The following is a 10832-nucleotide window of genomic DNA, read 5'->3' as shown; positions in this document are numbered from 1 at the left end:
GTTCCTTTTTTGGCGACTGAAAAAAGGGACTCGCCCGGGTGGGCGAAACCAGAAGCATCACCAGAACTCGGCAATCAGCTGGACTCAACTCCTCTAGCAACACTTAACGCACACAGAGCCAACTCATTCGCCCCCCCCCAAATACCGGAGCCCAGCCCCCTCCGTGGGAGCGAATTCATTCGCGATCGGGTTCACCGGCAAACGTTGGGCCTCGCTGCGCTCGGCGCCAACCTACCCCCCCGCATCCCTGTAGGGCGGGTGAAAACCGCAGCAGGAACCCGGGCGGCGCATCGCACCGCCCCGCTCCCCCTCAATCCCCGTAGATATCGAAATCGAAGTACTTCGCCTGGATCTTCTGGTAGGTGCCGTTGGTACGCAGGGCGGTGATGGCCGCGTCCAGCTTGTCACGCAGCTCGGCATCGCCCTTGCGCACGGCGATCCCGGCGCCCTCGCCGAAGTACTGCGGGTCCTTCAGTACCGGGCCGACGAACTCGTAGTCCTTGCCGTTGGCGGTATTGAGGAAGCCCTCGTTGAGCGGGAAGGCGTCCGCGAGCACCGCGTCCAGGCGCCCGGAGAGCAGGTCCAGGTAGATCTCGTTCTGGGTGCTGTAGCGCACCACCTTCACGCCCTTGGGTTCCAGCACCTCGGTGGCGAAACGGTCGGTGGTGGTGGAGCGCTGGGTGCCGACGGTCTTGCCCACCAGCTGGGAGAAGTCCTCGCTCACGGCACTGCCCTTCTTCATCGCCAGGCGCGCGGGGCTGTAATAGTACTTGTGGGTGAAATCCACCGACTTGCGGCGCTCGTCGGTGATGGTCATGGAGGACAGGATCGCATCCACCTTCTTCACCTTCAGCGAAGGGATCAGGCCGTCGAACTCCTGCTCGATCCACTGGCACTTGACCTTCATCTCCTCGCACAGCGCATTGCCGATGTCGTAGTCGAAGCCTTCGATCTGCCCCGCCGGGGTCTTGTAGGCGAAGGGCGGGTAGGCCGCCTCGATGCCCAGGCGCAAGGGCTTGTCGGCGGCGAACAGGCTGGATGCCACGAGGCTCAGGGCGATACCGCCGAGCAGTGCGATTTTCTTCATGGTGCGACTCCCGCGATGCATGTCAGGACCCGCCAGGGCGGCAGGCCGGTTCTTGTGAGCGTTGATGGAGGGCAGAGAAACGCAGCCGGGCGATTCCGGCAGGCGCATGGACCGTGTTCGGCGAAGGTTGGCATGCATGGACGCGGCCCTGTTTTGTACTTATTTGTCCACTCTGGACTTATTCGTACAAATCGTCAATTGCCGTCCGCCTCATTTCCAGGGCCGCAAAAGCCGGCCGGCCCGGTGGAATGACCCAGGTCAGCCCCACGCGCCGAAGCGCCGGCTAGTCTGCAAGCAGAGACCCGGATGGAATGGAGAACGGCATGGACAATGTGCACATCATGATCGCCCTGCTGGTCGCAGGCTTCCTCCTGCTCGGCATCGGCTTCAGCAACCGCGAACGGGAATGGGGCATCTGGCTCACGGGCCTGGGCACGGCCTCGATGTTCGCGCCCATCCTGCTGAAGATGTACATCGAGCTCTGAACAGCCAGGCCAGTGTTCCGCCAGCGATGTAGTAACCTCACTACATCGCTTCGGAGGACCATCCCATGCCCACCACCTTTTCCAGCCGCGAGTTCAACCAGGACACCAGCGGCGCCAAGAAGGCCGCCCTGTCCGGCCCGGTATTCATCACCGATCGCGGCAAGCCTTCCCATGTACTGCTGAGCATCGAGGACTACCAATCCCTCGCCGGCAGCCAGGCGAGCATGGTCGAGCTGCTGGCCATGCCCGCTGAGGCCGAAGTCGAATTCGAACCGCCCCGTGCCGAGATCAACGGCAAGCCGGTGGACCTCGACTGATGTTCCTGCTCGACACCAATGTCGTCTCCGAACTGCGCAAGGCCCGCCAGGGTCGCGCCGACCCCGGCGTGGTCGCCTGGGCCGGCTCCGTGAACGCCACGGCGCTCTACCTCTCGGCCATCAGCCTGATGGAACTGGAAACCGGTGTACTGGCCATCGAACGCAAGGACGCCGCCCAGGGCGCACTGCTGCGTACCTGGCTGAACCAGCAGGTGCTGCCGGGCTTCGCGGGACGGGTGCTGCCGGTGGACGCGGCTGTCGCCCTGGCCTGTGCGCGCCTGCATGTACCGGATCGGAAAAGCGAGCGGGACGCGCTGATCGCCGCCACTGCGCGGGTCCATGGCCTCACGGTGGTGACACGCAATATCGCGGATTTCGAAGGCACGGGCGTGCCCCTGATCAACCCCTGGAGCCAGGGCTGAAAGGACTCAGGCGTCCTTCCAGCGCTGCGCCGCCGCCTGGTCGCTGCAGCGACCTTCGACCCAGCGCGGGCCTTCGGCGGTGTCTTCCTTCTTCCAGAAGGGGGCGCGGGTCTTGAGGTAGTCCATGATGAAGTTGCACGCGTCGAACGCTGCCTGGCGGTGGGCGCTGGCGGTGCCGACGAAGACGATCGGCTCGCCCGGTTCCAGGCGGCCGATGCGGTGGAGGATGTCGACCTTGAGCAGCGGCCAGCGCTGCCGGGCTTCCTCGGCGATCTTCTCCAGGGCCTTCTCGGTCATCCCCGGGTAGTGTTCGAGGAACATCCCGGAAACATCCTGGCCCTCATTGAAATCGCGCACATAGCCGACGAAGCCGACCACCGCGCCAACGCCGACGTTGGCCGCATGCAGGGCGTTCAGTTCGGTGCCGGGGTCGAAGGCCGTGGCCTGTACGCGAATGCCCATGTCAGCCTCCGGTCACGGTGGGGAAGAAGGCCACTTCATCGCCGTCTGCCAGCGCCTCGTCGAGGCTGCACAGTTCCTGGTTGCGGGCGCACATCAGGTTCTGTTCGTCGAGCACTTCCCATACGCCGCCACGGGCCAGCAGGCGGCGGCGCAGGTCATCCAGCTTCGCGAACGCCGGGTCCCAGGCAAGCTGCTCGCCTTCGAGGCCGAGCGCTTCACGGTAACGGGCGAAATACTGCACGCGAATCATCTTCACTCCCCGGCCTGGTAATGGCCGCTCTTGCCGCCGAGCTTTTCCAGCAGGCGTACGCTTTCGATGGTCATGCCGCGGTCCACCGCCTTGCACATGTCGTAGAGGGTCAGGGCGGCGACGCTGGCGGCGGTCAGCGCCTCCATTTCCACCCCGGTCTGCCCGGCCAGCTTGCAGCGGGCGACGATGTGCACCGTATCGTCGCCTTCGGCGGCGAGCTCGACCTTGACGCTGGTGAGCATCAGCGGGTGGCACAGGGGGATCAGGTCGGAGGTCTTCTTCGCCGCCTGGATGCCGGCGATGCGCGCCACGGCGAACACGTCGCCCTTGGGGTGGCCACCGGCCTGGATCATGGCAAGGGTTTCCGGGCGCATGCGCACCCGCGCTTCGGCCGTTGCCTCACGGGAAGTCACCGCTTTTTCGGTGACGTCGACCATGTTGGCGCGGCCTTGGGAATCGAGATGGGTCAGCACTGCTTAGCTCCTCTGGCGGGCACCATGAAGTGGTCCGCAGGGGGCAGATTGTATACAAATACGCGGATTATCGAAGGGCTTTCGCCGGGCGGATCGCTCCGCCCGGCGGCCGTTCGTCACATGTGGGCTTCGGCGTACTCCGCCAGCACCGAGCGCGGCACGCCCTGCAGGGTGATGTGCACACCATGCGGGAAGTCCTTGAAGCGTTCGGTGAGGTAGGTGAGGCCGGAGCTGGGAGCGGACAGGTAAGGGGTGTCGATCTGCGCCAGGTTGCCCAGGCAGATCACCTTCGAACCGGTGCCGGCACGGGTGATGATGGTTTTCATCTGGTGCGGCGTGAGGTTCTGGCACTCGTCGATCAGGATCAGGCTCTGCTGGAAGCTGCGCCCACGGATGTAGTTGAGGGATTTGAACTGCAACGGCACCTTGCTGAGGATGTAGTCGACGCTGCCATGGGTGCTCTCGTCATCCATGTGCAGGGCTTCGAGGTTGTCGGTGATGGCGCCCAGCCAGGGCTCCATCTTCTCGGCCTCGGTGCCGGGCAGGAAGCCGATCTCCTGATCCAGCCCCTGCACGCTGCGGGTGGCGATGATGCGCCGGTAGCGCTTGCTGACCATGGTCTGCTCGATGGCCGCGGCCAGCGCCAGGATGGTCTTGCCGGAACCCGCCGCGCCCGACAGGTTGACCAGGTGGATGTCCGGGTCGAGCAAGGCGAACAGCGCCAGGGCCTGGTAGATGTCGCGCGGGCGCAGGCCCCAGGCTTCCTGGTGCAGCAACGGTTCCTGATGCAGGTCGAGGATCAGCAGCTCATCGGCCTTGATGCCCTTGATCCAGCCGACGAAGCCCTGTTCGTCGACGATGAACTCGTTGACGTGGACGGCCGGCAGATTGTCGGTGAGTTGCACGCGGTGCCAGGCGCGGCCGTGGTCCTGGCGGGTTTCCACCTTGCTGACGCGGTCCCAGAAGGAGCCCTGCATGGTGTGGTAGCCACGGGACAGCAGCGAAACGTCGTCGACCAGCTGGTCGGTGTGGTAGTCCTCCGAGTCGATGCCACAGGCGCGCGCCTTCAGGCGCATGTTGATGTCCTTGGTCACCAGCACCACGGACATGCCCGGGCGCCGGGTCTTCAGCTCCACCAACTGATTGATGATCTTGTTGTCGTTGAGGTCTTCCGGCAGCCAGGTGATGGGGGCTGCGCTCTTGCTCATGAGTATCGAGAGAAAGCCGCAGGGGCCGCTCTTTTCCCGCTGGATAGGTACGCCGTGCTCAACCTGCTCGGGCGTGGCACCGCCCAGGATCTTGTCGATCAGCCGAATCGCCTGGCGGCATTCGGCGGCTACGCCTTGCTTGCCCGTCTTCAGCTTGTCGAGTTCCTCCAGCACGGTCATGGGGATGGCCACGTGGTGTTCTTCGAAGTTGAGGATGGCGTTGGGATCGTGGATCAGAACGTTCGTATCGAGGGCGTAGAGGGTTGGAGCGGTGGGGCGGGCGCGTCCGTGATCATCCATACTCGGTCACCTTCTTGTCGGTCCGGGCGACGGAATGCCATGACGGCTCTCCGCCGAGGAAGGACTACCGTCCCCTTCTGGCCGGGTCATGCCGGTCGCCAGGGGAGCCCGAGAAGCGCAGGTGAGGGCCTGGTGGCCGCCACCTGTCTTCAGGATTCGGCGGTCTGATTCGTTAATAACCCAATACGGATGACAGGAATAAGAACTTTTTTTCCGTCGCAGCATTTTTTTTCCATGCGACGAATAACCCTTGGCGTCATCCTTTGCCGTCGCTAAAGTCGAAAGTCCTCCTGCTTCACTTCCTGCATTCCGACCGCCCGGTCAGCCCTTCCTAGCGATAGTTCCGACAGTCTTCCCAGGTCAGCCCTGCAGCGCTCGTCTGTGCGTGCAGCCAGGGCACCGCCGTCTGCGCCTTGGAGTGGATGTCGTGGAACAGAATCACCCCGCGCCGCCACAGCAGCATCAGGCTGAGCACGCGCTGGCCGGTCGCATCGCCACTGACCCGGGCATTCCAGTCCTGGGAGTCGATGTTCCACAGCGCCACCTGCAACCCCTGTCCAGCGAAGAAGGCAGCGCTGTCGGCCTTGCGCTGGCCATAGGGCGGGCGGAACAGCGGCACGGCGTTGTCCGGCAGCGTCTTGCCCAGCAGCGCCTGCACGCGGGTGACCGAGTCCTGCCACTGCTCCCAGGTGGCGTGGGATTTGTGCTCCCAGCCATGGGAGGCCACGCATTGCCCGGCATACAGCTCGCCCAGGGCCTTGGCGGAGGTCTTCTGCAAGCGCGCCTGCAGGCTTTGGCCGAGGACGAAGAAGGTGCCGTTGACGCCATTGGCCCGCAGCCAGGGGGTCAGCCGATCACTGTGGCCACTCACCGGCGTGGGGCCGTCGTCGAAGGTCAGGAGGAAGTGGCGGTCCGCCAGTTCCTCACCGTTGCGCTCCTGGGCGGAGAACATTCCGATCTCGCTGCTGACCCGGGGGAACAGCGCCGCCAGGCGCATTTCTTCGTCCAGGTAGACCTGGTGGAAACGCCGGCTCGCCTCGACCCAGGCGAAGAAGGGTGAATCCGGCGCCACATCGAAGCGCTTCGCCTGCTCGCGCAGCGTGGCCTCGTCGGTCGCCGGCGGGCAGAAGGGGCTGCTGGCGGTGCAGCCCTGGCTGGCCAGGCGGTAGTTATCCACAAGGCGCGCCCAGAAGTGCTTGCGCGTGGTCTCGATGCCATCGAGGTTGGCCGCCTTGAGGTCCAGGCGCTGCTGCCAGGCGCCGGCATCCAGCGTCTCGCTCTGCAGCAGGGCCTGGGCGAACACCAGTATCTCCGCCCGCGAGGCGTCATCGAAACGTGCCGGGCTGTCCAGCGCGGCGGGCCAGGTGCTGCGGTCCAGCAAGGCGACCGCACGGGGGCCGGCGGCCTGGGCCATGCCGGCACCAAAGGCCAGGACGAGCCCCAGGGAAATGGCTCTGAACATGAATGCGTACTCCAATGAAAAACGCGCCCCGAAGGGCGCGCTGGTTACCGATAGTGGATCAGTGGCGGTCCTGAACCCGTTGGATCGCCTTGTCGTACACCGGGTTCGCCTTCTGTTCCTTGGCCAGGTGGTAATGGCGCAGGGCGTCGTCGAACTGCTCGGCCTCTTCATAGATGCGCGCGATGTTGTAGTAGGAGCTCGCGCGCACGGTGGCGGCATTGGCGCCGCTGGCCAGGGCGATGGCCTTGCGGTTGGCCCAGATCGCCTCGGCGGTACGGCCGGCCTTCTGGTAGGCCAGGCCGAGGTTGCTGTACGCCTGGCCGAAGTTGGCATTGAGCTCGATGGCCTGGCGGTAGAGGTCGATGGCCTGGTCCAGCTTGCCGTCGTGGTACGCCGCCTCGCCCTGCTTGTTCAGTGCCTTGGCATCGCCCTGGGCGGCCTGGGTCACGGCCTGGGCGGCCACGTCCTGGCCATTGCCCAGCAGCGGCTCGATGTCGCCGAGCACGTAGTTGGCGTCCTGGGCCTTGCTGCCTTCGAGAGTGTTGATGTCCTGGAAGTCGCCGTTGCCGGAGAGGCGGAACACCTTCCATAGGTTGCCGCGCTGGTTGGTCGGCACGTAGTAGGTGCGCACCAGGGACTGGCCGACATAGACGAAGACCTTGGCCTGGCTGAGGGACAGCGCCTTGGAGGACGGGTTGTTGATATTGGTGAAGTCATGCACCGCGTACACGTAGGTCTCGCCGAAGCGCTTCTTGTGCAGGGTGATGGTTTCCGGGCCGAAGCTGTCGGTGTCGTCCACGTCGAGGTCGGCATCGGTGCCTTCCTTGGCGTCGAAATAGATGTGGTTGCCGGGGAAGGCGATGTGCGAATCCAGGTCCGCCGGGGTCTCGCCCCAGCTCAGCACCACGCGCATGCCGTCCAGGTCCTGCATCACCGGGCTCACCGCGTAGGTCATGCCCTTGCACGGGCACTTGGCGACCAGGTTGGAGTAGCCGTCCTTCTTGATGATCAGCAGCGCGTCGGCGTCATCGGCGAAGGCACTGTCCAGGGTCACCTGGCCCTGGGCGTTGGTCTTGCCGGCGGCGGTCTGCGCGCCGTTCTTCTGCACCAGCACGTCGGCACCCGCGATCTTCTGGTCCTTGACCACGGCGCTGAGCACTTCGATGGGCAGCTGTTCGGCCTGGGCCAGGGCGGCGCTGGAACCCAACAGCAGGGATAGGGCGATACGCGAGAGGGTCTTCACTACGACCTCCTTGTCAAAGTGGATGAGATGGGGCCGGCGGATGCGCCGGGCGTCGCACTATAGCGCAACGCCCCGGGCGCCGAATGTGATGTGTGGCAACCGGGCGAGGGAATCGCTCCGGCAGCGGTGGGCTGAAGCCCTATATAGAAGGCGTTCGCGGGGCAGGCCCCCTGCCCGCCCGGGCGACACCTGACAACGTCAATCGTCCCCATAGGTGGAGCCCAACGGCGCAAATCCCTAGAATCGCCGCATTCCCGAAGGAGACGACTCATGCTGCTGGTGATTTCCCCCGCCAAGACCCTGGACTACGAAACCCCGCCGGTGACTCCGCGCCACACCCAGCCCCAGCACCTGGACCACGCCCAGGAGCTGATCCAGCAACTGCGCACCCTGGCACCGAACGAGATCGCCGAGCTGATGCACCTGTCCGACAAGCTCGCCGGCCTCAATGCCGCGCGCTACGGCAGCTGGCACCCGGAGTTCACCCCGGCGAACGCCAAGCAGGCCCTGCTCGCCTTCAAGGGCGACGTCTACACCGGCCTCGATGCCGAGAGCTTCGCCGAGGCCGACTTCGACTTCGCCCAGCGCCACCTGCGCATGCTCTCCGGCCTCTACGGCCTGCTGCGCCCGCTGGACCTGATGCAGCCCTATCGCCTGGAGATGGGCACCAAGCTGGCCAACGCCCGCGGCAAGGACCTCTACGCCTTCTGGGGCGAGCGCATCAGCGGCTGGCTCAACGAAGCCCTGGCCGAACAGGGCGACGACATCCTGCTCAACCTCGCCTCCAACGAATACTTCAGCTCGGTGAAGCGCAAGGCCCTCAACGCCCGCATCATCGACACCGAATTCAAGGACCTGAAGAACGGCCAGTACAAGATCATCAGCTTCTACGCCAAGAAAGCCCGTGGCCTCATGGCCCGCTACGTGATCAAGGAACGCCTGACCGACCCCAAGGGCCTCAAGGACTTCGACTACCAGGGCTACCGCTACAACGCCGAAGCCTCCTCGGCAGACAAGCTGGTGTTCCTCCGCGACACCCCGCAGGACTGATTCTCCCGCCCCGTTTCCCGCCACAACCTGCCATTGGTTGGGCGATTCCTCCAGGAGTCGTCCAACCGGCTAGACTTTCTTCTCCCCGCCGCTTCAGCGCACCGGCCCCGTGCCATCACTTTTAATCGCCCCTGGAACTAAGGTTCCAACCCCCTTGCAACTCGCCAGGGAACTTCCGCACAACTTCGTAAACCCTGCACAGGCTCTAGCTCGGGCCATAGCGAGCTGCCGTTGCGCTTGCAGAACTTTCCAACTGGGAACTTTTTCAGTGCATTGAAACACCCGTAATTTGCCATCAAGGTGCAATTACAAATGGCCGTAGTCGATTAATTTCAACAACGCAAATTGATGACGAACGGTAGGAACTATCCGAAAACCCGAACACTCATAACCCCGACACTTATTTCTTCACGCATTATTTCAGCGTGATTCCAAACTGCCCCCACCTATCGGAATGCTCCGAGGGGGAAGTAATGCGCCAGAAACGAAAGTAAGCCGAATCGAGGAGAGGGTAGAAACAGGATCGACTGACAAGAACCTAAGGACCAGAGCCTGTAAGGCAATCAGTCCAGGAACTCCTTGGAGCCAGCGTGGTTACAGGCTCCGCTTCAGGTACCCGAAGTTTCGGTGCCAGGTATTGATCATGCCTGCACGCAGCGAAATTACTCTTTGAAGTAATGGCTGCAAAACGGAAGTGGCGATTATGCCACGCAATTAACAGCGTGCTAAATGGATGAGGTGAATGCGATGCGTATCAGCATCTTTGGTTTGGGCTACGTCGGTGCAGTATGTGCCGGTTGCCTGTCGGCTCGTGGTCATGAAGTTGTCGGTGTAGACGTCTCCACCACCAAGATCGACCTGATCAACAACGGTAAATCCCCCATCGTCGAACCCGGGCTCGAAGAGCTCCTGCAGCAAGGTCTGAAGACCGGTCGCCTGCGCGGCACCACCGATGTCGCCGCGGCCGTGCGTGACACCGAAGTCTCCTTCATCTGCGTCGGCACCCCGAGCAAGAAGAACGGCGACCTGGAACTGGATTACATCGAAGGCGTGTGCCGCGAAATCGGCTTCGCCCTGCGTGACAAGTCCGAGCGCCACACCGTGGTCGTACGCAGCACCGTGCTGCCGGGCACCGTGATGAACGTGGTGATCCCGATCATCGAAGACTGCTCCGGCAAGAAGGCCGGTGACGACTTCGGCGTTGCAGTGAACCCCGAGTTCCTCCGCGAAAGCACCGCGATCAAGGACTACGACTTCCCGCCCATGACCGTCATCGGCGAACTGGACAAGGCCTCAGGCGACCTGCTGGAAACCCTGTACCGCGAACTCGACGCACCGATCATCCGCAAGGAAGTCCAGGTCGCCGAGATGATCAAGTACACCTGCAACGTCTGGCACGCCGCCAAGGTCACCTTCGCCAACGAGATCGGCAACATCGCCAAGGCGGTGGGCGTCGATGGTCGCGAAGTGATGGACGTGATCTGCCAGGACCACAAGCTCAACCTCTCCAAGTACTACATGCGCCCCGGCTTCGCCTTCGGCGGCTCCTGCCTGCCCAAGGACGTGCGCGCCCTCAACTACCGCGCCAGCTCGCTGGACGTCGAAGCCCCGCTGATCGGCTCGCTGATGCGCAGCAATGCCGCCCAGGTACAGAAGGCCTTCGACATCATCGCCGCCCAGGAGAAACGCAAGGTCGCCCTGCTCGGCCTGTCCTTCAAGGCCGGCACCGACGACCTGCGTGAAAGCCCCCTGGTGGAACTGGCCGAGATGCTGATCGGCAAGGGCTTCGACCTGCGCATCTACGACCGCAACGTCGAATACGCCCGCGTCCACGGCGCCAACAAGGACTACATCGAATCGAAGATTCCCCATGTGTCCTCCCTGCTCGACAGCGACTTCGACGGCGTGGTCGGCGATGCCGACGTCATCGTCCTCGGCAACCGCGACGAGCTCTTCGCTCCGCTGGCGCAACGGACGCCGGAAGGCAAGCACGTGATCGACCTCGTGGGCTTCATGCCCCAGGCCTCCAATGCTCACGCCGAAGGCATCTGCTGGTAAGCCGGACGCCAGCTT

Annotated in this window: 12 protein-coding genes; 5 read left to right on the top strand and 7 right to left on the bottom strand. The window is 63.7% G+C overall.

The window, feature by feature from the left end; all coding sequences use genetic code 11:
• Positions 1-310: 310 nt before the first annotated feature.
• On the bottom strand, positions 311-1087 hold the full coding sequence (locus tag OEJ36_RS18545; RefSeq protein WP_263402760.1) for an ABC transporter substrate-binding protein: 777 nt from the start codon (positions 1085-1087) through the stop codon (positions 311-313).
• Positions 1088-1410: 323 nt separating this feature from the next.
• Here OEJ36_RS18545 and OEJ36_RS18540 point away from each other — a divergent pair, with 323 nt between their 5' ends.
• From OEJ36_RS18540 to OEJ36_RS18530, 3 genes are all read left to right on the top strand, one after another.
• Positions 1411-1572, top strand: a complete 162-nt coding sequence (locus tag OEJ36_RS18540; protein ID WP_021220894.1) for a hypothetical protein — start codon at positions 1411-1413, stop codon at positions 1570-1572.
• Positions 1573-1637: 65 nt separating this feature from the next.
• Positions 1638-1889: a type II toxin-antitoxin system Phd/YefM family antitoxin gene (locus tag OEJ36_RS18535; RefSeq protein ID WP_263402759.1), complete on the top strand. Its 252-nt coding sequence runs from the start codon at positions 1638-1640 to the stop codon at positions 1887-1889.
• On the top strand, positions 1889-2311 hold the full coding sequence (locus tag OEJ36_RS18530) for a type II toxin-antitoxin system VapC family toxin (protein WP_263402758.1): 423 nt from the start codon (positions 1889-1891) through the stop codon (positions 2309-2311). Before OEJ36_RS18535 ends, OEJ36_RS18530 begins: the two co-directional genes overlap by 1 nt.
• Positions 2312-2317: 6 nt before the next feature.
• Here OEJ36_RS18530 and moaE read toward each other — a convergent pair whose 3' ends face one another.
• From moaE to OEJ36_RS18500, 6 genes are all read right to left on the bottom strand, one after another.
• Positions 2318-2773 carry a molybdopterin synthase catalytic subunit MoaE gene (gene moaE, locus OEJ36_RS18525; RefSeq protein ID WP_263402757.1) on the bottom strand — a complete coding sequence of 152 codons (456 nt, stop codon included), beginning with the start codon at positions 2771-2773 and terminating at the stop codon, positions 2318-2320.
• A 1-nt stretch (position 2774) separates the two neighbouring features.
• Entirely contained in the window at positions 2775-3023 is a 249-nt protein-coding gene (locus OEJ36_RS18520; protein WP_263402756.1) for a MoaD/ThiS family protein, read from the bottom strand.
• Positions 3024-3025: 2 nt separating this feature from the next.
• Positions 3026-3496: a cyclic pyranopterin monophosphate synthase MoaC gene (gene moaC, locus OEJ36_RS18515; RefSeq protein WP_021220897.1), complete on the bottom strand. Its 471-nt coding sequence runs from the start codon at positions 3494-3496 to the stop codon at positions 3026-3028.
• 116 nt (positions 3497-3612) lie between these two features.
• Complete coding sequence (locus OEJ36_RS18510) at positions 3613-5004, bottom strand: PhoH family protein (RefSeq protein ID WP_263402755.1); 1392 nt, start codon at positions 5002-5004, stop codon at positions 3613-3615.
• Positions 5005-5335: 331 nt separating this feature from the next.
• A complete protein-coding gene (locus tag OEJ36_RS18505) occupies positions 5336-6466 on the bottom strand; it encodes a polysaccharide deacetylase family protein (protein ID WP_263402754.1) in 1131 nt (376 codons plus the stop codon).
• Between the two features lie 58 nt (positions 6467-6524).
• Complete coding sequence (locus tag OEJ36_RS18500; protein WP_411861030.1) at positions 6525-7709, bottom strand: tetratricopeptide repeat protein; 1185 nt, start codon at positions 7707-7709, stop codon at positions 6525-6527.
• Between the two features lie 270 nt (positions 7710-7979).
• Here OEJ36_RS18500 and yaaA point away from each other — a divergent pair, with 270 nt between their 5' ends.
• Together yaaA and algD are read left to right on the top strand one after the other, a co-directional pair.
• Entirely contained in the window at positions 7980-8759 is a 780-nt protein-coding gene (gene yaaA, locus OEJ36_RS18495; protein WP_263402753.1) for a peroxide stress protein YaaA, read from the top strand.
• A gap of 747 nt (positions 8760-9506) precedes the next feature.
• Positions 9507-10817, top strand: coding sequence for a GDP-mannose 6-dehydrogenase (gene algD, locus OEJ36_RS18490; RefSeq protein WP_263402752.1), 1311 nt, complete (start codon positions 9507-9509; stop codon positions 10815-10817).
• Positions 10818-10832: the final 15 nt, after the last annotated feature.

Origin of the sequence: Pseudomonas sp. PDM13 (assembly GCF_025685765.1) — a bacterium.
Lineage (GTDB): Bacteria > Pseudomonadota > Gammaproteobacteria > Pseudomonadales > Pseudomonadaceae > Metapseudomonas > Metapseudomonas solani.
Note: the sequence above shows the minus strand (reverse complement) of the source record. Positions and strands in the feature narration are given on the sequence as shown.

Coding starts and splice junctions, on each gene's coding strand:
- OEJ36_RS18520 (WP_263402756.1), bottom strand. CDS start 3,023: ATGATTCGCGTGCAGTATTTCGCCCGTTACCGTGAAGCGCTCGGCCTC.
- OEJ36_RS18530 (WP_263402758.1), top strand. CDS start 1,889: ATGTTCCTGCTCGACACCAATGTCGTCTCCGAACTGCGCAAGGCCCGC.
- yaaA (WP_263402753.1), top strand. CDS start 7,980: ATGCTGCTGGTGATTTCCCCCGCCAAGACCCTGGACTACGAAACCCCG.
- moaE (WP_263402757.1), bottom strand. CDS start 2,773: ATGGGCATTCGCGTACAGGCCACGGCCTTCGACCCCGGCACCGAACTG.
- OEJ36_RS18505 (WP_263402754.1), bottom strand. CDS start 6,466: ATGTTCAGAGCCATTTCCCTGGGGCTCGTCCTGGCCTTTGGTGCCGGC.
- OEJ36_RS18540 (WP_021220894.1), top strand. CDS start 1,411: ATGGACAATGTGCACATCATGATCGCCCTGCTGGTCGCAGGCTTCCTC.
- algD (WP_263402752.1), top strand. CDS start 9,507: ATGCGTATCAGCATCTTTGGTTTGGGCTACGTCGGTGCAGTATGTGCC.
- OEJ36_RS18535 (WP_263402759.1), top strand. CDS start 1,638: ATGCCCACCACCTTTTCCAGCCGCGAGTTCAACCAGGACACCAGCGGC.
- OEJ36_RS18510 (WP_263402755.1), bottom strand. CDS start 5,004: ATGGATGATCACGGACGCGCCCGCCCCACCGCTCCAACCCTCTACGCC.
- OEJ36_RS18545 (WP_263402760.1), bottom strand. CDS start 1,087: ATGAAGAAAATCGCACTGCTCGGCGGTATCGCCCTGAGCCTCGTGGCA.